General features: G+C 32.9%; 21 protein-coding genes. 8 read left to right on the forward strand and 13 right to left on the reverse strand.

The features are described from left to right. Positions 1-5: 5 nt before the first annotated feature. Entirely contained in the window at positions 6-965 is a 960-nt protein-coding gene (metF, locus tag J7E44_RS15065) for a methylenetetrahydrofolate reductase [NAD(P)H] (RefSeq protein WP_214831193.1), read from the forward strand. Positions 966-1,021: 56 nt separating this feature from the next. On the opposite strand, the gene J7E44_RS15070 is transcribed toward metF, so the two are convergent. Next, entirely contained in the window at positions 1,022-2,176 is a 1,155-nt protein-coding gene (locus J7E44_RS15070) for a hypothetical protein (RefSeq protein WP_214831194.1), read from the reverse strand. Positions 2,177-2,275: 99 nt separating this feature from the next. On the opposite strand from J7E44_RS15070, the gene folE reads away from it, so the two are divergent. The 7 genes from folE (at position 2,276) to J7E44_RS15105 (ending at position 11,196) form a co-directional block, all read left to right on the forward strand. Beyond that, complete coding sequence (gene folE, locus J7E44_RS15075; protein ID WP_214831195.1) at positions 2,276-2,941, forward strand: GTP cyclohydrolase I FolE; 666 nt, start codon at positions 2,276-2,278, stop codon at positions 2,939-2,941. A gap of 211 nt (positions 2,942-3,152) precedes the next feature. Next, positions 3,153-4,619 (forward strand): cysteine--tRNA ligase, encoded by a 1,467-nt coding sequence (cysS, locus tag J7E44_RS15080; protein ID WP_214831196.1) that lies wholly within the window; start codon positions 3,153-3,155, stop codon positions 4,617-4,619. Between the two features lie 274 nt (positions 4,620-4,893). Next, entirely contained in the window at positions 4,894-6,060 is a 1,167-nt protein-coding gene (locus J7E44_RS15085; RefSeq protein ID WP_214831197.1) for a T9SS type A sorting domain-containing protein, read from the forward strand. A gap of 125 nt (positions 6,061-6,185) precedes the next feature. After that, positions 6,186-8,837, forward strand: coding sequence for a 4-alpha-glucanotransferase (locus J7E44_RS15090; protein WP_214831198.1), 2,652 nt, complete (start codon positions 6,186-6,188; stop codon positions 8,835-8,837). Between the two features lie 140 nt (positions 8,838-8,977). Beyond that, entirely contained in the window at positions 8,978-9,931 is a 954-nt protein-coding gene (locus J7E44_RS15095; protein ID WP_214831199.1) for a hypothetical protein, read from the forward strand. A 185-nt stretch (positions 9,932-10,116) separates the two neighbouring features. Then, the gene (locus J7E44_RS15100) at positions 10,117-10,560 is read left to right on the forward strand and encodes a DUF4890 domain-containing protein (RefSeq protein ID WP_214831200.1); all 444 of its coding nucleotides are present in this window, start codon (positions 10,117-10,119) and stop codon (positions 10,558-10,560) included. A gap of 126 nt (positions 10,561-10,686) precedes the next feature. Continuing rightward, positions 10,687-11,196 (forward strand): ferritin, encoded by a 510-nt coding sequence (locus J7E44_RS15105; RefSeq protein WP_214831201.1) that lies wholly within the window; start codon positions 10,687-10,689, stop codon positions 11,194-11,196. A gap of 67 nt (positions 11,197-11,263) precedes the next feature. Here J7E44_RS15105 and J7E44_RS15110 read toward each other — a convergent pair whose 3' ends face one another. The 12 genes from J7E44_RS15110 to J7E44_RS15165 form a co-directional block, all read right to left on the reverse strand. Continuing rightward, a complete protein-coding gene (locus J7E44_RS15110; protein WP_214831202.1) occupies positions 11,264-11,734 on the reverse strand; it encodes a hypothetical protein in 471 nt (156 codons plus the stop codon). A 111-nt stretch (positions 11,735-11,845) separates the two neighbouring features. Next, positions 11,846-12,472, reverse strand: a complete 627-nt coding sequence (locus J7E44_RS15115; RefSeq protein WP_214831203.1) for an XAC2610-related protein — start codon at positions 12,470-12,472, stop codon at positions 11,846-11,848. A 145-nt stretch (positions 12,473-12,617) separates the two neighbouring features. Next, a complete protein-coding gene (locus J7E44_RS15120; RefSeq protein WP_214831204.1) occupies positions 12,618-13,133 on the reverse strand; it encodes a hypothetical protein in 516 nt (171 codons plus the stop codon). 258 nt (positions 13,134-13,391) lie between these two features. Continuing rightward, positions 13,392-13,742 (reverse strand): hypothetical protein, encoded by a 351-nt coding sequence (locus tag J7E44_RS15125; RefSeq protein WP_214831205.1) that lies wholly within the window; start codon positions 13,740-13,742, stop codon positions 13,392-13,394. A gap of 298 nt (positions 13,743-14,040) precedes the next feature. Then, positions 14,041-14,925: a tetratricopeptide repeat protein gene (locus J7E44_RS15130; protein WP_214831206.1), complete on the reverse strand. Its 885-nt coding sequence runs from the start codon at positions 14,923-14,925 to the stop codon at positions 14,041-14,043. A 42-nt stretch (positions 14,926-14,967) separates the two neighbouring features. Further along, positions 14,968-15,378, reverse strand: coding sequence for a hypothetical protein (locus tag J7E44_RS15135; protein ID WP_214831207.1), 411 nt, complete (start codon positions 15,376-15,378; stop codon positions 14,968-14,970). A 1-nt stretch (position 15,379) separates the two neighbouring features. After that, complete coding sequence (locus J7E44_RS15140) at positions 15,380-19,483, reverse strand: PAAR-like protein (RefSeq protein ID WP_251040587.1); 4,104 nt, start codon at positions 19,481-19,483, stop codon at positions 15,380-15,382. Between the two features lie 4 nt (positions 19,484-19,487). Further along, entirely contained in the window at positions 19,488-20,291 is an 804-nt protein-coding gene (locus tag J7E44_RS15145; protein WP_214831208.1) for a hypothetical protein, read from the reverse strand. An 82-nt stretch (positions 20,292-20,373) separates the two neighbouring features. Beyond that, positions 20,374-20,775 (reverse strand): hypothetical protein, encoded by a 402-nt coding sequence (locus J7E44_RS15150; RefSeq protein ID WP_214831209.1) that lies wholly within the window; start codon positions 20,773-20,775, stop codon positions 20,374-20,376. Further along, complete coding sequence (locus tag J7E44_RS15155) at positions 20,772-22,052, reverse strand: PGAP1-like alpha/beta domain-containing protein (RefSeq protein ID WP_214831210.1); 1,281 nt, start codon at positions 22,050-22,052, stop codon at positions 20,772-20,774. The genes J7E44_RS15150 and J7E44_RS15155 overlap by 4 nt, the downstream gene beginning before the upstream one ends. A 45-nt stretch (positions 22,053-22,097) precedes the next feature. Then, positions 22,098-22,463, reverse strand: coding sequence for a peptidase associated/transthyretin-like domain-containing protein (locus J7E44_RS15160; protein WP_214831211.1), 366 nt, complete (start codon positions 22,461-22,463; stop codon positions 22,098-22,100). Then, on the reverse strand, positions 22,460-23,665 hold the full coding sequence (locus J7E44_RS15165) for a hypothetical protein (RefSeq protein ID WP_214831212.1): 1,206 nt from the start codon (positions 23,663-23,665) through the stop codon (positions 22,460-22,462). The genes J7E44_RS15160 and J7E44_RS15165 overlap by 4 nt, the downstream gene beginning before the upstream one ends. Positions 23,666-23,674 lie beyond the last annotated feature (9 nt).

Below are 23,674 nucleotides of genomic sequence, written 5' to 3' on the forward strand. Positions count from 1 at the left end.
TAAACATGAAGATTACAGAACACATAAAAAATGCAAATGGAAAGGCTTTATTTTCTTTAGAAGTTGTTCCGCCGCAAAAAGGGATTGGTATTGAAGACCTCTATACCAATATAGATCCATTGATGGAATTTAAACCGCCTTTTATTGACGTAACGACTTCGCGGGAAGAATATATTTACCTTGATAAGGGAAATGGACTGGTTGAACGGAAAATAACAAGAATGCGTCCTGGAACTTTGGGTATATGTTCTGCAATCCAGCATAAATATAATGTAGATACCGTACCGCACTTACTTTGTGGAGGATTTACCAAAGAAGAAACAGAATATCTTTTGGTAGACTGTATGTATTTGGGGATTGATAATATTATGGCACTTCGTGGGGATGCAATGAAGGGGCATCAGTATTTTGAAGCAACACCTGGTGGACATGAGAGTGCTATGGATCTTGTACATCAGATCAATGATCTTGGTCGGGGAAAGTATCTTCATAATGAAGACCAGATATGTGATGAACTTAATAAATTTTGTATTGGAGTGGCCGGTTATCCCGAAAAACATATTGAAGCCCCTTCAATGAATTACGATTTGAAATGGTTAAAGCAAAAAGTAGACGCAGGAGCTGACTATATCGTAACTCAGATGTTTTTTGATAATAAAAAATTCATCGAGTTTGTTCAAAAAGCCAGGGAGATGGGAATTACCATTCCTATTATTCCAGGGATTAAACCTATTGCCACAAAAAGACATTTAAAATTACTGCCACAGGTTTTTAAAATCGATTTACCCGAAGAACTTATTAACGAAGTTGAAAGTGCTAAGAACAATGAAGCTGTAAAGCAAATTGGTATAGAGTGGGCTATCAACCAGTGCAGAGAGCTTCTGGATTTTGGAGTGCCGGTTTTACACTTCTATTCTATGGGTAAAAGTGATAATATAAAGAAAATTGCGGGGGAATTATTTTAATGAAGGAGTATAAATGAAAGGAAGTCCCTGTTGTTCATTCAACAGGGGTTTTTATTTTATAGGAAAGGATGTCTTTTAAAAATTTTATTTTGATCAAATAAATAACGGTAGGTTATTAATTTTCGGGTTATGGTTGTATCCAGGGTTTCAGCAATTTTTACCATTTTTGGATTGAAGTCACCGATCCATTGAAGCTCAGTTACTGTAAAATCAGTGTACTTTCTTAGATGCTGAGTTCCTTCCCAGATCATATATCCATCTATGCCCTTTCTCTGCCATTCTGGAATAACTCCAAAAACCAATCCCACCATTTTCTCATTCTTTTTGAATTTTTTATACCATAAAAATTTTAATTTTTCGAGATAACCGAATTTTCCGTTGAGGTATTTTATCCATTGATTCAAATCCGGAATATTCATCCACATTGCAATAGGTTTTTCATTTTCATACACAAACCAGGAAATATGTTCATTGATAATGGGCTTCATTGTCTTGAACATTTTCAGAACCTTACCTTCTTCTAATCTTTTACCTTCACCATGTGCAGCCCAGGCACTATTATAAATTTCAGTAAAATCCTTTGCAAATTTTGACAGATTATTCTTTTTCATAGGTTGAGAAGAGATCGCTGGATTCCGTTTATGTTTTGCGTGCATCACTGTAAAAACACGTGAAACTTCGGCGAAAATTGGTCTTGAAAAACATAGCTGTTCGAAATACAATTGAAATCCGTAATTCTCGAAAAGTTCTTCGTAGTAGGGGAAATTATAGTTCATTCCGTAGAGTGGCGATGAAAAACCTTCGATAAGGAGTCCCCAGAATTTATCCCGTTCACCGAAGTTTATAGGCCCATCCATGGCTTCAATTCCTCTCTCCTGAAGCCACTCCTTACAATAGTCAAAAATAAAATTAGCAGTTTCCTGATCATTAATACAATCAAAAAAACCAATGCCACCAGTCGGTTGGTCTTGTTTATAGGTTCTATTGACAAATACAGCCACTTTACCAATGGTATGGTTGTCTTTGCTCTTAAATAAAAACCTTTTACATTCACCAGTTTTAAAAGTCTTATTTTTAATAGGGTCAAAAATCTCTTTGATGTCTTTATCTAAAGGTCTGATGTAATTTTCGTCATGTTGATAAAGTCGAGCCGGAAACTCTAAAAATTCCTTTTTTTGCTTTTCATTCTGTACTTCTTCAACAATAATCATAAAATTTATAAAAAATAGGGGATGAAAGATAATGTTTTTAGTTTCAATTGAAATAAACAAAAAGATATTATCCGTATTTTTGTTGCAAATTAAATAAAAATGGTTGATTTTACTGATAACGACGATGATATTTTCACAGGAAAAGAACATACGCCTATAAGGGAAGATGCTTTTGATAAATCGCCACAGGAAAAAATAGAAAAGATTACTCAGCTTTTTGGGGAAATCATGGAGACATTGGGAATGGATATGACAGATGACTCCTTAAAAGACTCCCCAAGGCGTGTTGCGAAAATGTATGTAAATGAAATTTTTGGAGGACTGCTGCCAGAAAATAAGCCAGGCATTTCTAAATTTTCCAATAAGTATAAATACCGACAAATGTTGGTGGAAAAAGATATTACAGTATATTCATTTTGTGAGCATCACTTTTTGCCAATTATTGGGAAAGCGCATGTTGCCTACATTTCAAATGGTGATGTAATTGGTCTTTCGAAAATTAACAGAATTGTGGATTATTATGCAAAGAGGCCTCAGGTTCAGGAAAGGCTTACCATGCAGATCGTAAATGCTCTTAAGGAAGCTCTTGGAACAAAAGATGTAGCGTGTATCATAGATGCAAAACATCTTTGTGTAAACTGCCGCGGAATTAAAGATACAGCCAGTTCTACTATTACTGCAGAATTGAGTGGAATCTTCAGAACCAATCCTATTACAAGACAGGAATTCCTGCATTATGTAGGAAGTCATACAACTTTGGATTAATTGTATTAGATTCTAAAATACAGCAAAGAAATATACGTTGGAGTATTTGACTCAGGGTTATCGGGATCATTTATGACATCATTTAAAAACAATTTAATATGGTAAAATTTAAAAAGGTTTCGCATAAAATATTTTTGGTAACAATTATTTGTTGTTGCTGAATATATCGCGTAAAAAACTTAGATTGAATCATTAAATTAAAACAGACACAATGCAATTAAAAATATATAATTCGCTAACCGCAGAAAAAGAGATATTTAAACCCATTTTAGAAGGAAATATTGGAATGTATGTTTGTGGACCTACGGTTTACAGTAATGTACATTTGGGGAATGTAAGAACTTTCCTTTCCTTCGACTTTATTTATCGTACTTTAACTCATCTTGGATATAAAGTACGATATGTAAGAAATATTACAGATGCAGGGCACCTTACAGATGATGGAAATGTAGATAATGATAGATTCGTAAAACAGACCCGACTTGAAAAATTAGAACCTATGGAAATCGTACAGAAATATACAGTTGATTTTCATAAAGTTTTAGACATGTTCAATTTACTGCCTCCTAATATTGAGCCTACGGCAACAGGACATATTGTTGAGCAAATTGAATTGACCCAAAAATTAATCGAAAGAGGTTTTGCTTACGAAAGCAATGGATCTGTATATTTTGATGTTCTTGAGTACAATAGGAGAGGGTTGAATTACGGGGAACTTTCAAAACGTAATATTGAGGAACTTTTTGCTAATACCCGTGATCTTGACGGACAGGGGGAAAAGAAAAACTCACCGGATTTTGCCTTATGGAAAAAAGCCTCTCCAGCCCACATCATGAGATGGAATTCGCCTTGGGGTGAAGGTTTCCCTGGATGGCACCTGGAATGTACAGCAATGAGTACTAAATATTTAGGTGAAAAGTTTGATATTCATGGTGGTGGAATGGATCTGAAATTTCCGCACCACGAATGTGAGATCGCTCAAGGGAAAGCTTGCAATGATATTGCTCCGGTAAATTACTGGATGCATGCTAATATGTTGACAATGAACGGTCAGCGTATGAGCAAATCTACTGGAAATTATATTTTACCAATGCAATTGGTAACTGGAGAAAATGATTTCTTTGAAAAATATTTCCATCCGTCAATTGTGCGTTTTTGCTTCTTACAGGCTCATTACAGAAGTGTTCTGGATATTTCCAATGATGCAATGATTGCGAGTGAAAAGGGATTCATTAGATTAATGGAGGCTGTAAAAGTATTGAATTCCATTACTCCAAACGATGAAAAAGAATCAGGCTTTAATCTTAAAGAATGGAAGACGAAATCCTACGATGCATTAACGGATGATTTTAATTCACCAATACTGATAGCGCATTTATTTGAAGCTGTGAAGTTTATTTTTGCTTTAAATGATGACAAAGAAACGATTTCAACAAATGACCTTGAAGATTTAAAATCTACTTTAAATGCTTTTATTTTTGATGTCTTAGGTTTACAGGCTATTGAAGAAAATAATAATGAAAAGCTGGATCAGACTTTACAGGTTCTCATCGAGCTAAGAAATCAAGCCAGAAAGTCTAAGAATTTTGATCTTTCCGATCAGATCAGAGATAAGTTGCTTGCAGAAGGTATTGAACTAAAAGACGGAAGAGACGGTACAACTTACGTTCTGAATTAAGGCTTAAAATATTTTATAATATCCTCCCGCAGGTTTTGCAGATAGCACAGATTTTTAAACAAAATCATAGGTTAGATCCGCAAAATATGCGGGATTTTTTTCTTCCGCTGAAGGAGGAATCTTAATCATGTAAGTAAAGCAGGTGTTTTAGAGGAAATTAAAGAATATGCTTATACTATTATTAAATGTTTAAATAATAGTATTTTTTGTTATTCAATTCTAAAATTGTGTAACTTAGTAGTAACAAACTTATTACGATCTAAATTCTACAACTATGAAAAAACATTTATTCCCTCTAATCTTGCTGTTATTAGGAACTCAGGCTTCTGCGCAGCAAGATTTTTTTGCGCTTACCGGAAAAGATACTCCGAGTATTATTTTTAATGATTTCCGAGCGATTGATATTGCTAACGGTGTTTCTGGTGAAACAGTCTTTACATCTGATTCTTCCGCAAAAGTCTTTTCGCAATCGAGAAATAGTTCTGTTACGGAAAATAGAAATTCCTATGACAATGCTCAGTCAATGACTATGGCAGCACTTGCATATGATTCATCTGGAAATAATTTGATTTATATGCCCATGTTTTCATCAAACGTTTATGTTTTAAATGCTAAAACGAAAGAAATTACTTTGATAGAGAATAACATGACTAAGGTAACAGCTTGTGATATCAATTCTCATATAACAAGAATGGCAACAGGGTATGATGGAAATATCTATGCAATGAATAACGCGGGAACCCAATTTTTACAAATCAGTAAAAAGAACAATCAATATTCAGTTACCGATCTGGGTATTGTTAAAGATGATATTTCCAATGGAAAGAATTCATTTACAACAATCGAAACTGGTTTTGGTGGCGATATGATTGCAGATGCAGAAAATAACTTCTATGTTTTTTCAACTTCAGGAAATGTTTTTAAAGTTTTAAAAAACGAGCTGAAGGCAAAATTTATAGGTAAAATTATCGGTCTTCCGGAAAATTATTCAGTGAATGGTTCTGCCGTGAATTCAAAAGGTAAAGTGGTTGTCGCAAGTGCAAAAGGAGCTCCTTTATATGAAGTGGATTTGCAAACTTTAGAAGCCCGTCAGCTTTCCGGAAATTTAAACTTACATATCTATGACCTGGCAAGTAAATATTTTGCAAATGATAGGTCTGCTATAGCCATTACCTCTAATCACTTGGATATCTATCCAACTAAAGTAGATGAACGTTTTATTACCGTTGATGCTAATGATAAAAATATAAAAGGAAATCTAAAGATTGATATTTATGATATGTCCGGGAAGAGTGTATTGAAACACAATTTATCTGCAAAAGGAGGAACCGTAAATCAGAAAATAGATCTGGGCAATTTAGTGAGTGGTGCATATATAGTAAACATTACAGAAGACTCTAGTAAAATATTATTGAATAAGAAGATTCTAGTGACAAAATAATCTTCTATATTTTTATCTTCTAAAAAACCTTTTCAAGTATTTTGAAAAGGTTTTTTTAATGAATATTTGACATTCTATAAGTTTTGTTTTTCAAGATTAAAATGTATTTTTATAAAAAAATAGAGATGAAATTATACTTTAATATTGGTTACAGCGCGAAAATTGGAGAGGGTTTACACTTGTTGATCATTGAAGAAGGAGCTGCAGCTAAGACCCATAAAATGTTTTATACTGAAAACGGTTTATGGAAATGTGAAGTTGATTATTTTTCAAAATCTATTTCTTATCAGTATCAGCTTGTTGATGAAAAAGGAAATGTTTTGAGAGAAGAATTTGTATCTCATCACCTTAGCTTTCCTCATAACTACAAGGAATTCTTAATTTTTGATGAATGGAATAACAGAAATTTCCCGGAGAATTATCTAACTAATAAAATTCTTTATAATAAGCTTAATCAGTTTGTTCCTGAGAAAGTGACCGTTCTGAAAAAACATACACACTTATTTCGGATTGAAGCTCCAATTTATAACCCAAGCTGGAAAATTGTTGTTTTTGGAAGTACAGAGTCTTTAGGGAGATGGGATTACGAAAAAGCAATTCATTTATCTCAGACAGATTTCGGTGTTTGGGAAGCATCAATAGAAATTCCTGAAAATGAATTTATCCAATATAAATATTGTATTTATGACCTAAACTTAGGTAAGGTAGTAGACGTTGAAACAGGTGAAAATAGATTTGCCATTCCAAATATGCAAAAAGATGTTCTGCAAATTCTTTCTAACCACTATTTTAAATTTAAATCTTATCAGATGTATCATGACGCAGGGGTAGCAATTCCTGTGTTCTCATTGCGTAGTGAAGATGGATTTGGTGTAGGGGAATTTACTGATATGAAAAAACTGGCAGAATGGGCTAAAGAAACTGATCTTGGCATTATTCAGATTCTTCCTATTAATGATACTACAGCAAACTATTCATGGACAGATTCTTATCCTTATGCTGCTGTTTCGGTTTATGCGCTACATCCGCAATATATTTCACTGGAAAATCTTGATTTTTCTATACCGAAGGATTTAGTACAAGAATATCAGGAGGAAAAAACAGAATTGAATACATTAGATTTAATCGATTATGAAAAGGTTATTGCAGGTAAATGGAAATATTTAAAAACCATTTTCAATATTGAGAAAGAGAAAATATATAAAGATCGAAACTTTAAAAAATTTATAAAAGATAATGAAGACTGGTTGATACCTTATTCGGCATTTTGTGTATTGAGGGATAAATACAAAACCCCAAACTTCAACAATTGGAAAACACATAAAAAATATATTGCTGGAAAGATTTCACCATTCTTTTCTGCAAAGAACAAAGAATATGATAATTCCATGCTTCATGCCTGGGTGCAATTTCAGCTTCATAAACAATTAAAAGATGCTGTTGATCATATCCATAATCTAGGGGTTTCTGTGAAAGGTGACTTGCCGATTGGTATTTACAGATATTCTGTAGAAGCCTGGGCGGAGCCGGAACTTTTCGGAATGGACTTTCAGGCTGGAGCTCCACCTGATCAGTTTACAGAATTGGGTCAGAACTGGGAATTTCCAACTTACAATTGGGAAGCTATGAAAGATGATAACTACAAGTGGTGGAAAAATAGATTTAAAGCATTGGAACAATACTTTGATGCTATGCGAATTGATCATATTTTAGGATTTTTCAGAATATGGAGAATGCCTATTTCAGCAACTCAAGGCATTTTGGGATATTTTTATCCTGCTGTTCCTATTGTCTTGGAAGAATTTAAAGCATTAAATATTCCTTTCAATTTTGGCAGATATTGTAAGCCCTTTATCAATGACCAGATCCTATGGAATTATTTAGGAGAAGACAGTAATAAAGCATTAGAATTTCTCATTAATAATTTTGATGGGACCTATTCATTTAGAGAAGAATTTGATACCCAAAGAAAGCTGTCAGAGTATTTTAAAAAATATCCTCAGAAATCTCTTGAAGAAAAATTGATTTTACTTTGTGCCAATGTTTTATTTTTAACGGAAGAAAGGGACGGAAAGACGGTTTATCATCCTAGGTTTAAGGTGTACGATACCGATTCATATAATTATTTATCTGATTGGGAGAAAAATTCAATATATGATTTATACCATGATTATTTCTTTAGAAGACAAGATTATCTATGGTATGAAAAGGCTATGGAAAAGCTTCCTGTTATTCTGAATTCCACTAAAATGCTGATCTGTGGTGAGGATTTAGGAATGGTTCCAACTTGTGTTCCTGTAGTAATGGATGAGCTGGGTATCGTGGCATTAAAAGTTCAGCGGATGCCATCGGATGCCATTCCGTTTTACAATCCTAAATATGCAAGCTATATGAATGTGGTGACCGCTTCATCCCATGATAGCTCAACGCTAAGGCAGTGGTGGACTGAAAACAGGGAATTAACGCAGACCTATTTCAATAAACAATTAGTACAATATGGGAAGGCTCCGGAAGAACTGGATGCGAATCTAGCTGAAATCATTATGAAGCAACATCTTTATAATGATGCTATGTTGGCTGTCTTTCCTTTGCAGGAATTTTTAGCCACAGATAAAGAGCTCACAAATCCAAAAATGGATAATGAGCGAATTAATGATCCTTCTGTTTTTCCTCATTACTGGCGTTATCGAATGCATCTGAACCTGGAAGGTTTAATTGAAAACACCCATTTTAATGAAAAAATCAGCAGTTGGATAAAAGATAGTGGCAGAAACTAATATTTAACATCTGATTATCAATTAATTAACAATAATTTAAAAGAAGTTTGGTCTAAAGATTTAACTTCTTTTTTTTATTTATATCAAAGAGATAGAATAGAGATATTCTACTATATACTAACCAATTAACGATATTAACGATGAAAAATATACTTTTAGGATTTGCTCTGGGTTTGGCGACTTTGTCGTACGCTCAGCAGTATCCAAATAACGGTTGGGGTGATGAAGGATATGGAAATAATAGTGAGTACTATAATGACCAGGACGATCAGAACTATTTTCCCGATGACTATTATTATGATTATCCTCAGGATTACTATCCAAGTGATTATTATCAAAGCTATTACAATGACTATCGAAATAGTGTGACCAGTATCAACTGGAATGTATTCTTTGCTCAAAACAGATTAAACCGTTGGCAGATCGATCAGATTCTGTATCTGAATAATCTATATTCAAGTTTTTCAAGCTGGAATAATTTCTACAGATATAATCCTGACAGATGGTATTATGACAGGTTTTATGCGATGCAAAGAATTTTAGGACCAAGGGTATTTATTACTTTCCAAAACAATTATTATCATGGTTCAAGTCCTATCGTTTATTTTCAAAATTACAGAAGAACGTACTATGTTCCGAGATATAGAGTAATGCCTCGCTATAGAAGTATAAATATCAATATTTACAGAGTGGACAGAAGTAGATTCCGTCGCCAGGATAATCCTACTCTAAGAGTTGTTTCTACCAGAAATTATTCGGGATTCAGAAATAATGACAACAGAAACCAGGGAAATAATGGATTTAGAAATGATGGCGGCTTCAGGAACTCAGATAATAATGGGGTGAGAAATAACAGTGGATTTAGAAATGGGAACAGTGGAAATGTTGAAAGACCAAGTAATAGTGGATTTAGGAATAACAGAAACCAGGATGCAGTAAGAGAAAATACTCCACGTAGAGAAAATAATGGTTTCCGAAATGGTGGTGGTGATGGTTTTAGACAGCAAAGAACTGAGAACTCAGCGCCTAGACAACAGAATAATGGAAACAATAATAGGGGTTCCGGATTCAGACAAAAGTTAGCGAATAATTAATTTTCATATATTATATTTAAGTGGTGTGAAGGGTAGGTTGTTATGATCTGCCCTTTTTTTATTTTCTATTTCTTGATTTATATTTTTAATATTAAAAATTAACATTTTTTATGAATATTTGGATTTAACTTAAGTTTTAATTAATAATCAAAAAGATGTATAACAATTAATTAAAGATATAAAAAATGAAAAAATTAATTTTAACCCTAGCATTTATAGGAATGGGAAGTTTTGCAATGGCTCAACAAACTACTCCTCAGGATAAACCGTCGAAAGCAGAAATGCAGCAAAAAAGACAACAAAAAGAGCAGGAGCATTTGGATAAAATGCAGAAAGACCTGAATTTAAGTCAGGGCCAAGTTGCTCAAATTAAAGATCTTCATGCTAAGAGAAAAGCAGAGATGAAATCTGAGTTTGACAAAAACAAAGGAGATAGACAGGCCAAGATGGAGGAGATGAAAGCTAAAAGAGAGCAAATGGATGCAGATATGAAAAAGATCTTAACTCCAGAACAGTATACTAAATGGCAGGCTGACAGACAAGCTAAAATGGAGCAGAGAAGATCAATGATGAAAGATAAAAAAATGATGGATAAGCCAATGAATACAGTGACGCCAGCTGCAAACTAAGAACTTGTAATTTTTATTTTTTAATGTGTTGGGGACGGAAGTAATTCCGTCCTTTTTGTATTAATTTTCCTTAATTTTTTTGAAATCGGGCTTTAATTCCGTAATTTTGAATATAATCTTTTTATTATGGTAAGCGAAAAAATTGCAAAATTAGTCAACGAACAAATAGCCCACGAACAATATGCCGCTCAATATTATCTTTCAATGTCTGCTTGGTTTTCAAGTAAAGACCTTGATGGTATTGCTAATTATTTCAGGGTTCAAAGCAAAGAGGAACTAATGCATGCTGATAAAATGTTTGATTATTTAAATGATGTAGGAGGAGAAATTATCATCGGAGAGATTCCGAAACCACCTCATGAATTTGATAATGCTACAGATATCTTTGAAAAGGCACTAGCACATGAAAAAATAGTAACTAAAAGTATTTTTAATATAGTAAAGAATGCTAATGATGAGGGAGATTTTGCAACAACTTCTTTTTTACAATGGTTCATTAATGAACAGGTAGAAGAGGAGGCAAGTGCATCTCAATTGGTTACTAAGATCAGAATGGTTTGTGATAACCCTTCAGCATTATATCTTTTTGATCAGGAATTGGCTCAGCGGGTTTTTGTTCCAGCTGCTCAGGCATAAGACTAAAATAAGGACTAATAAAAAAGAGTGAACTTTTAAAGTTCACTCTTTTGTTTTTATTAAATTCCTATTTTGATGCTTTCAGAAAGATCTGCTGTGTTTCTTCATTGATATCGATCGTTGGAAATTTTTTATCATAATCAATAACAATATCGCCCTTATCCTCAACTCCATTTCCATTAGAGTCCCAATTAATAGTAATATAGTATTTCACAGGATCTCCCTTTTTTACTTCAGGTTTAATAAGGCCTTCAGGATTATTGGGTACCGGAAGTTCAATGGTAAAAGGAATCTTTTCTTGAGTATATTCTTTTTCAGTAATTAAACTAGCAGGTACATCTGCCAGGTTAGCAGGAACACCATATAGATTTACTTTAAGCTTTGCATTTTTAGGAATGACATTATCAGCTCCAGTAAACTCGATCTTAACGTTTTTTTCATTAGATGCCTTATCTGCGACTACTGCTTCTTTTTTTGGAGCGTTGCAGCCTGTTAAGAATAAAGCTCCAAGAGCCATAAGGGTTATAAATTGTTTCATCTTAATTTGTTTTAGAAACTAAATTTATGAAAAATATACTAAGTAGGGATATAAACGAACATTAAGTTCTAAGTCAATCGTTTTAAGTGCATACTATTATTTTGAAAAATATTATTTCATATCCTCTTCTTTTGAAGAAAGAACATCCCACTTATTGGCTTTTAATTGAAAAATTGTGGTACTCACTTTACAGCATCCCTTAGGACCGCTTATGGTAAGGGTATTATTATTTTTGTCAATATTTTTTGGAAATGGACCTTCATTCAAAGGAAAGTGTTTTTCTGTTTTAAAAGTTCCATCATTTTTATCCTGAAAATAATAAGAATAAACCGGACCACCACTACCTCCAAAATCATAAAGGATAGCAAAATCTTCAAACCCATCAAAATTAAGATCAGTAATAATAAAATTATGAAAGTTCTCAACACCCTCTGTTATTTTCTTTCCTGAAGAAAAATAATTAATTTGGTTTATATTCGGTGAATCCTTAACGCTTAACCAAGTTCCTGGGGAATACATTATATCCTGAAAATCTATATTGTTTTTAATTACTTTTATTTTGATTTTTGAAGGTCGATTATCAATGTCTTTATTAACTATACTTATAGAAAAGCTGAGATCTTCGTTTTTCAACTCATTTGTGGAAGTTGCTTTTCGACAATTTAGAAGAAATATTGCTGATGAAATAATTATTAATGGATTTCTTTTGCTGTAAAATGTATTTTTAGAGATACTCATCAAAAGGAAATTATAATTTTTATGATGTTTAATATTTGAAATTGTTGTAGAATAATAATATTTTCCATTTTTATTCAATTTTTTTATTAAAACACTCGCAGAATTTTCTTTAAATCTTCTATTTCAATTTTATTTTATACCTTTTTTATGCAGATTTCACTAACTCTATCCATTCGTTAATTGTTCCTTCTCCTCCTAGACCTTTAATAAAATATTTATTATTTTCTTTTTTTATTTCGAAGGCAGCCGTTTTTGACTTGCAATTTTCTTCACCGCCTGCATAATATAATTCTAAAATATCATTACTCTCAATCGTCTTATAATTACCATTGCATCTAATAGGTTCATGGTAAGTGGTGGTGGTTAAAACTGCAACATCCTTTTTTATATTGAAATGATAGGTAATGCTGGCAGTACCAGAAATTGTTTCTTCAGTTTCTACTGTTGCTGAAAACTCTCCTTGAAATTTGGAATCAAGTAATTTTATATTTTCAGAAGTGGTATTTTTTATAGTATCATTTTTTAATTCTCCAATTATCTCATAATTATTTTTATTAACTGAAACTTTCTTTTCTGTTGTTGTACTTGACTTTGTCTGACTACATGCTTGAAATGAAACAATAAGGTATAAAATAGTAATTATTAATAAGTTTCTTTTCATATAAATGTATTTATTTAATATACTTTTCAAGATCTTATTCCTAAAGAAGAATTCACTTTTAATAAAGGGAGATAGCAAAATATAGTTAATTACACCTTAATAATTTAACTGTTTTTTTCGTTTGAGCAAATGGATTTTCTACAAAGCTTCTCTGTTTATTTTTTTCATTATAGAATCCCAACCATTCAATTTCAATACTATTTTCATCTATCTCTTTTACTTTTGCAATAATTTCTTTTCTTGAAAAATTCACCCAAGCTAAATCTGCGTTCCCTTTAGCCCATCAAATTTGATCTGAAAATTATCATTATTTTTCTGAATATTTAAATTTACTCGAGCCAGTAAACCACTTTTTGTATGAAAATCAATACTTGCGGAACTCTCGTCAAAAAACTCAATACTTGAGTTTTTATTATCACATTGAGATTTCCATACATCTTTAATGTTTAAAGAGTTTTGGGTAATAGTAGGAGCATTTTCAGTAACCTTTGCGCTTGAAGTATTTAACGTATTTTGCTTTGTTCCCTGATTTTTATTTTTGGTAGTTTGGCTGCAAGACAAACTTGAAGTACCTATTAAAAAAAGAGAAACTACTATTCTTATTTTCATTATTAAATTAAGGCTTAAAATTGTTGTGGGATAAGAATATTTTCTGATTTAATTCAAAATGTTTTTTACCACAGCAATCAAAGTTTTTTTTCTTTCAATTTTATTTTATAGACTTGTTCTGTGTGTTTTATACCTTTTCTATATGGATTTTACTAGCTTGCCAATTCGTTGATTGTAATTTTTCCTCCTCCACCTTAGAAGCTTAATGAAATATTTGCTTTCTTCTTTACTCCTTTAGCTGGAGATTTCTTGCTACAATTGAGAAAAAACAATGATACAAGGAATATCACAGATGTTTTCATTTACTTCTTTTGTAAGCCCTTTGAGGGATTTTATCCAAATTTTTCTGTTGCTTTTGCATTAATGATATATAGAGATTATAGTTTTTCCTCGCTTGTTCTTTGTTTCCTAGTGCCCAATCAGTGTCTGCTAAGTTTAAATATGCAACTACCCTATCAGGATATTGTGATAAAATATTGACTAATAAAACCTTAGAATCATTATGCTCTCCTTTTTGAGCTAAAGAAAATGCCTGATTGTTAGCGATCTCTACATTGATTATTTTAATGTTTGATTTTGGTAAAGAAGGATAGCCAACAAAGATGTCTTCGCCTGAAGATTTAAAATTTTCTTCTGCAAACTTTACATTTCTAAAATCTATATAGTTAATAGTAGGATTGCTCCTAACAAAAACCTCTTTAACTTGATTTCCTAAACTTTGAAGATCTTCAAAAGTTTTATTTTTCATATTGTAAGAGTCCATGTATATGCGATTGCCCATGATTCCGTCTTTTCCATATTTTATAACTTCTTTATATATTAAATGAATTCCGCTACTGGAAAAACTAAAAGTGTATTTTTCTTTAACTTTAGTGACAGAAGCATTTAGTTCATAAATAATGGAAAAGTGGTTTTCTTTTTCCTGTATAAAATTTGTTGAAACAGACATCTCGTTTATAATTAGACCATTATAGATTGTTTTTTTGCCTTTGCAGTCTAATATGACATTTTGATCCTTAGTTAGTACTTTACAACTAATGGAATCGCTTGAGTCAGTGTTGTTATTTTGAGAGGATAAAACTTCTTTTTTTTTATTTATTTCTGATGTTCTATTGGCCTTCGTATCATTACCAGAACACGAAAAAAAACTGAAAATAGGAATTAATAATAAGATATATTTCATAGGAACTTATAATAATGATTATCATCTTAAGTGCATGTAATATCAATTACATGCCTGATTAACTTTTTTAACTTTATTGGAGTAAATACTGTCTATATATTTATTTTTATTTATTTCAACTAGATATTTCTCCTTTTCCTTGGTTTGTCTAATGATTATTTTTTCAATTTGTTGCGTATTTGTATTGTAGCCTTGAATTAAAATTTCATTAGGAGAATTCTGTGTAATTTTAATTTTTTTAATTGTATCATATTCCTGTCCCAAATTGTGAAGAATATAATTTTTTTTTATTTTATAAGAATCATAATTAGCCCCACAAGGCTTATATAAAACTATACCTGATTTGCTTGGTGTTAATTGATAAAAGGTATGGTTAATAATATCTTGGCGATTAAAATCATTCTTTTGACAAGAAATTAGTGCTATAATATGCAATAGGGCAAATATTTTCATTTTATTGATTTCTTCTTATTTCTGTTACTGTGTAATTATGGGATCCACCATTACTTTTTCCTTCAATTAAAAGATTGTCCTTTATATACATCTTATTACTCGAACTTGTTCCCGCCTCTTTTGTCTTTGAGCCAACATCGAAAAAGTTGTAAAATTTCTTTCCGTTGTCACATCCTGATCCTACGATTACAAAGAAATGATCTGTAGCCTTATGCGCATTATAAGTTGTTTGACGTAAATTATCATCCAGACCTACAACAACAGGATTTCCTGCTTTTAATTGAGAATCAATATAATCAATTCCGGTTTGAGCATTTACTGGAGTTAAAGTATCTTCATCTTGGTTAGCAACAATTATGCAATTGGCTCTTGCTCCACCAGTAATACCATAGTTTTTGAGTACTTTAACACTTGCAGCCCAACATTCACTAGGTTCTTGAGTAATCCAATGTTCTGGCTTAGCAACATTATAATGTGTTTTTTTACATGTTGGACAAGGAGTGCCATTGTCTGCTTTGCCTCCGCAATTACATTCTTTAATTTTTAAACATTTCTCGATTTTTTCTGCATAACCTTCTATTTTTGCAGCCTCGTCGGTTCCATTTATTACTCTTCTTGCATTATAGTAATCTTTTTTGGAATCATTAATAAAGGTTGATAGTTTGGCTCCTGTAAAGATTCCCTGTTCACTGCCATATATCATAATCTTTATTGCCAGCTCATGATTTAAGGCATTTTCACGCTTGTTTATTAAATCTACTTTGAATTTTTCTTGCATTTTCCGGTAATTTTTCTTCCACGTCAATTGAACATATCCTCTTCCAAAATATTTCTCTCCATCACCCTGTGTAGTATTTTCATTATCCCTTGCCATCTTTCTTCGATTTTCATTTTTCCCCAAAATAGGATCATACATCTCTTCAAAGTAATTTTTTCTTACACTCCAACTCAACCAGTTAGCTTCTTCTACAGGATCAAATGTATGGCCTGTTTCAAGTTTTGCAGTAGCAAGCATGTATGCAATATGATACTTGTTACAACATCTTTTTTCATTAGAATAATATTCTGAGATACTTTTAAACATTCTCCTAAGACTACCTTTTACTGATTCTCCCAATGGTATAGGTTTACCTTTTTTATCGACATTTGGGAACTCTTTCTCATAGTTTGTAAGAAAGAACTCCTCATCAATAAGACAGCAATCAGTTTCCTTACTATTTCCTGTACTCAATGTTTCTCTTCCTACTTTCACAGCGCCCTTATTCTCCACCATATTAGGAAGTGTCGCTGTTGCATACAAAATGGCCATATCGGAATGATCAAGGTAAACCGCCTTTTCTTTAGCGTCTTTTCCTTCTCCTTCAGTGACTTTAATGATAGCCGAAATTTTAAAGTAATTTTTAGGCTTACCTAATTTCGCGGGATCCACTTTTAATATGAGCTCGCCTTTTTTATTGATTTTGCCTTGTTGTGTATTAAAAAATACTTCTTTTGAGAATTTATCTTTTACATCTTTCCAGTCTTTCCATTGTTTTGGATTCCAGGCAATACTAAAGTATATATCTGATTTTGTAATAAAATGGACCTCAACATTTTTATCTACCATGTTAATGGCATAAATTTTAAAATAAAGAGGAGTACTTATTGGCGAATTATATCGTTTTTCAGTATCTGACGCATCACAAAAATAAGCATCAACAATTTTTGGGATATCAGACACAATAAGAGAAGAGGCAAGAGCCTTATCTGAATTCTGAATAACTAAAGAAGGGTTTGTAGATTTCATTTTGAAAAATAATTCCCCTTTTTTAGTAGCTCCTTTACTTTCTATTTTTTGCTTTATAGAATCATCCAATGTAAACGGCCAATAAACTGCGGTAGCGGTATCGCTTAAAATTCCGGATTTTTCGAAGATAATATTACTGCCAGTACTATCATTATCGTATACTTCTAATTTTACTTCTTCACCCTGTAGTCCTTCATATCTTACATATGCCGCTATATCTTGTCCGTAGCCAGCTTCTTTTATGATGTTTCCGCTGCTTCCATCGTTGTCCATCCATTTGGCTGTATCTGCATTTATTTTAGATTGCACAACATCAATTGATAATGGTTTTTCACAGTTTCTACCACCCATACTACAGTTGATGGTATATTTTCCGGGAGCAGAAAATTTATAAGAAAATTTTTCGCCAGCTCCTGTTGCTGTGGTAGGGCCTGTTATCTTCCATATGATGGAGCCATCTTTAGTTGCATCATAATCTTTAATAAGCATTTTACTGATTTCAAATAGGATATTGACACCTACTTTTGGCTTTTTATCATATTTTATTTCGGTGACAACGTTATTCTTTACTTCAAAACGCCAGTCATCCTCCTCATCCTTACCACCTTTTCCTGTAGCATTGGCAACTTTGCTATATGCTTCCACCACATATTTTCCTGGTGCTATAAGTTGGTTACCCGGTATAGTAATACTTTTTCCTGTTCCCTGCAATACTCCATTAAGATTCCATTTAACTTCAGAAGATTCATCGGACGTCAGATCATAAACCGGATTGTTTCCAAAATTATATTTCATTTTAGAAACACTGAAAGACATTGCAGTTCCTGGTCTTACAACTTCAGCTCCATGGCTGATTGCAATTACGGAATTGCCTTCAGTTTCTCCGGACATTTGTTTCTCTATTGCATTTCCAGTGTCATCAATATATTTGGCTACAATGGTGTATTTTGCCTGAGTATTTTGAGGGGTAAATGTCAATGTCTCCCCATTCTGAACAGCATCTGTAACCACATTCCCACTACCATCGAGTAATGATAAGGTCAATCTAGATTTTTCTTCTTCAGTAAGGTTAGGAATAAAAAACTTTGCTTTAAAGACTGAAGGCACACCGCGTCTGAATTTTCTATTTTTAGAAGGATCAATACGCGTTGAAAAATCTCCTGATGTACACTCAATATCGAGGAGGGTATTTTCCACTACCTCAACATCAATCGAACACGAAGGGTCACATTTGTCATATTTGCCTTTTTCAAAATCAGGGCTTTTAGGTTTACCGTATCCTTCTATTCTAAATTTTCCTAAATCAGCAAAGCTTTGCGAGAATTCTGTGCCGATCTGCTCTTTTAAGAGAAGTCTGTTTTCTTTTTTACCTTGATGATCACTGTAAACCATCCATGAAGTGAGTTGTTTATTTCCGCTTTTTAAATTAGCTTTAAAATCTGCTTCTTCATTTTTACGGAGATAGATAATATCTTTTTTCTTAGAATCGACTTCTTTAAAATCTTTTCTGTCTTCAATTTTAGTAAGAGAAATAGAAGTAACAACGGGATACTCTTCTTTTTTCTTCGGTTGTTCTATGGCTGGATTTACAGCAGCTAACTCCAAAGGATTGGTATTATCTGCATGTGCATTACTTACCGAATCAGTCTGTCCATGTTTATCTATCGTTATTTTTCCGCCCACCATACATTGTAATTCGGAAATTTCAGTAAGGGTATTTTTACCCATTACCTGAGTGCTTTCGTAAGTTTTGCTCCATTTAGGAGCAGCTGCTAAAGCACAAGGAAGGTTTCCTGCAGAAGATGGTTTAAGAGTACATTTTCCAAAAGTTGCAACAGGAGGAATGAATGTTTTATCTTCTTCTGTAGCCGCCAGTTTACTGCTGTCATCATTCAGAACAATGATTTTATGTGTGGTAACCTGAAGATCAGCTGTCTGCTTTGGGTTTTCGGCCTTGTCACAAACACATTTGGCATTATGTACGACAAAATATTTTCCGTCGTGATCACTTTTGGAAGCTTCTTCTTCTTTCTTTTCCTCTTCTTCTTTTTTCTTTTCTTCACCCTGTTTTTGCTCAGCTTCTTTTTGCTCTTTCACAGGATCGGCAGGAGGTGTCTCGCCATTTATCTCATAAATTTCCTCTTGCGTTGGAGTCATAAGATTGAATCCGGCATAGGGAATATCAGAGGTCTGCTGATCAGAACCTGCATTTTGATTATGATATTTCTTGAGTTCAGTCCAGTCTTTTATACCCAATTTTTTGGCTATATCCTGTAACGTCTCACCGCTCTGGACTTTGTATGGGATGGGTGCTGACATATTATTATTTTGTTTGTATGGTTATAATGTGTTGATAATAAAACTTGTCTTCTACTTCTATACATACATCGGTTTCAGATTTTTCTATCCGCCCTGTAGTACCTGTATAATTGATATTTTGTTTAAAGTCTGCGTAGAGTGGGAGATTCTCTTCATCAAAGTTTACAGCATATTCATGTTTGTGGATGTATCTGATAATATCATCCATCATTTCCTGAGCATTTTCTATTTTAGGTTCAAAAAATAAGGTGTTTTTCTCTTTTTGATATTCTGTTTCTCCCTTCCATTCTGATTTTCCAACTGGCAGTACTTTCCATGAAGTTTCATACTGTTTTTTATTACTGAACTTCTGCATGCTTGCTTCTATAATTTTTATAAAATGAAGCTCCTTAATAAATTTTATAAGGTCCTCTTTAGTTTCTGTAACATTAAAAAAATTTGTGCGAATGTGGTCTATACCTTCTCCACTATAAATGGAATGTATTGTTGAATCCACGTTTTTTATTCGTTTCTGTATCTCTTTTGTGTTTTCTATGGTGAGTTTGTACTTATCTATTTTACAATGGATAGGAAATAATGCATCCATGTAACTGTTTGATATTTCAAGAAACTTGGTATCTATTTTCTTATTATTTACTTTAAGATTGGTTCTATTGATGGATACATCATAATCATCATTTTCTCCGGTTTCCAAATATAGCGTGTATGAGAGCAATGCTTCATATTCCTCTTCACCAACTTTTACAGTAGACTTATCCTGTAAAAAATAGGTTGACGTTGGACATATATGTGAATCGGATCGGCGCATAAAGTAATTTTTTTTATTCCATTTCTAAGCAATAATTTTTGGTGAAGACTAAAATGCTGTTATAAGCATTGGGGAAATTTTCTTACCTCAAATAGCTGAACCTCATGTCTTCCCCATCTTTACATCTGTAAATGACCGTATACTTATAAAATTTCTTATTTAAATTCATATTGTCAATTTCTTTTTTTATGCGATTTGATTCTCCCTGCAGTTGTTGGTCGTTCCATTGATCACATTTAATATTATTTACGAATATTTTATATGTTACTGTGTCTCCGGATTTAGCCATATCATACTTGGGTTCTCTGGAAATTTTATCAACATGCATATCTGCTTTTATCCTTTCAAACAGAACCTGTTCTTTTAGGCTTAACTCACCTCCATTTGGGGTGGTAAGCCAGAAGACCAATAGAAATCCATATCTTATAATAAGAAAGATCAGCACAAGAGCTCCCAAAATTATCAGTATCCATTTTTTTTTCATTTTCCTTCTGTATAATAGGTGTTGTTTTTTTCATTAAAAAAATAGTTGGTCGAATTTTTAATGACTCTTATGAATTTAGTATTATTTTTTAAATTCATTGCATTGTAATTTTTTTGTAATACGGTTGATGACGATCCTCCATATCCCATTCCACCTCCGCCATGATAATAGGTTTTAGTTTCTTCATTAATAAATTGAAAATTAATTGATTCTAAATCCTCAAACCAATTCCATACAAAGGATTCTTCTTTAGTATACATATGGCCAAATTTATCATTTTTGGGGTTTTTGGCTAAACCGGAACTTTTTAGCCCGTTAATAATAACAGCATCGTTGGCATTTTTATACATCAGAACAGGATCCCAGTCTATATCTATCTGAAATGTTTTTTCAGGCAATGTTACTTTAAACTCTGAAACATCTGCAGGTGATAAGTGAACAACTTTTTCTATGTTGATGTTTTTTTGTTTCATTACACTTATCATTCCCTCAGCAAAAGCGCCTCCCATACTATGAGATACTATCATGATATCTCTTTGATGTAGAAAAACTTCTTTATAAAATTTAGATTGTTTATTGTTAAGCCTTTCGTTGACTAATTTTTTACCATCGCTATATCTGCTTCCTCCAGATGAGAATTTAGTTCCGGCACCATTGATAAAATATTCTTTTTTAGATTTGAAATATTTTTTTGCAGCACTTTTTAAGCCGTCACCCCAATAATCTTCGCCCCATTCCGTACCTGCATAGGGCATAGTTTTATTCCAGTATCCGCATATATATATGATGAGTGGCTCAGCTTTTTTTACTTTTAGATATTCTCCGGAGGCATGTGGTAACTCAATATTTTCGCCCTTGTAGCTACACGCAAAGAAAAGCTCAATTTGTTTATCTTCTTCTGCATCAATCATATTGGCTAGAATACCTCCAAGTTTCAAACGGATAGTAACTTTGTTGCCCATCACGATTTTATGATTGAGGAGCTTTGTTGTTTCTCCATTGGATCCCAATTCTATTGCGTCTGATCCTTGTTTTCCGTCTGATTCCTCTACGGGTCTTTTTTTTACATCATCATCATATAGCATTGTGGCAATACTGTTATTGTCAGGAATATTCTGTGTCTCAATATGAAAATGCACAATATCACCTAAAAAAGCTTCGGTAATTAGCTTTTCATTTTCATCTGTCCACCAGCCCCGCACAAAGTACTTGGAGATAGGACTTCTCTGTATGGGATCTTTAGTATTATAGTCTACGCCGGGGTTTTTTGCTGACATAAGTTTAATTTTTAAAATTCAAACTGACATAAAATAAACTATTATCTACTTGTTTTTCAGTGTGATAGTATCGTATTTTACGGTTAGGTTTTTGTTGCCGCCCCCAAATAAATTCTTATAATGTATAATAGTATCTTTATATTCTTTTTTTGATACCGTCATTTTATAAATGACTGGAGGTGCTTCTCCACCAACTGAAATTTTCTCAGAATACGTCTTTTTCTCTATATGAAAATGACCTTGCATATCTGTCTTTGTCTTATTGTCTTCGTCAATATAAATGTCTGCATTTGCAATTGGCTTAAGGGTCTTTGCTTCATATACAGTACCTGTTATATCAGGAATTTTTATTCTGCCTGTACACGAGGCTAGTATTAATATAATTGCTGAAAAAAAAATTGTTTTACTCATTTCTTGTTTATTTTAAGTTTAGAACACCAGAGTAACCCCAATACGTCTTTTTCTGATGCGATCGTACGATCATAATCATAATAGGCATCACTATAATATTCCATCACATTTACTTCTCCAGAAGTAGGAAGCAGGTTTGTATGGGCAGTCTGTAAAATTGGGTTAGAACTTCCTTCATGTCCGTACGAATATTTATCTCCACCAAATTCTTTTACAATTTCATGCCCGATTTCGTGAGCCGAGGTTAATATAAAATCTCTTTCTTCATTGTTTTGTTTGGCGTTATATACTACTCTTTGAGGAGCTATCTGTCCGAAAAAAGATAATAAGCCACTTACTGACCCAGGATTACTGGAGCGCAACCATTTGTCAGAACCGTTATATACTAAGGCAACCTCATCGATTGATTTCTCTTGGGTATTGATTCCTTTCACTTCTACTTTATACTCTTTTCCGGAAATTGTTACAATATCTGTGGAGATCTTCGATCTGCTTTTCATTCTGCTCCAATATAAATGAATTCCATCTAAAGACATGCTTTCCAGTTTAGAGAATGTATAGATTGGAGGATTTGTTCCTATGACCCCACCGTCTTTTAAGTTAACGCGGACCGTGACATCTACTTTTTTATTAGTATCATCTATTTTCACATCAATCCATTCTGTTTTGCAATCACCAGAAATTTTCACTTCGGAAGTAGTGGTTCCATCGGTCACTTCAGCAGTCAGTTTATTATCGGTGAAAAGTATACTGTCATATATTTTATCTTTAGAAAAACCATCCCATTCTATATCATGAATATCACCAGCCTTTAAGCTTTTGGTTATTTCTTCTGAATATATTTCAGTACCCTCATTTTTTACTTTGAATGTTAGTTTTTCAAACGTTCCTTCTTTAATGATGACTTGAAATTTTATCTTGGCATTTTCTTGATCTCCTTTAAAGCTGGATATACCAAGAGGAACAAATGTATCCTTCTTAATTTTTATTTCCAGTAATTTACTTTCTGCAGGTTTATCTTTTTTTTCAGCATCTTTTCCAAAACCCTGCATTATTGTTCTTTTCTGGCTGGACAGCTCTAAGTTTTGTTTGAGAGCTTCAATAATCACTTCCTCAGAACTCTCATTAGAGGTTTTACTGAGTGAGGTATAATTATTAAATACCTGAAGAGTGATATTATTAGCTTTTTTTACAATAGCCATGTCAAAATA

It is taken from the genome of Chryseobacterium sp. ISL-6 (assembly GCF_018613715.1).
GTDB classification, from domain to species: domain Bacteria; phylum Bacteroidota; class Bacteroidia; order Flavobacteriales; family Weeksellaceae; genus Chryseobacterium; species Chryseobacterium paludis.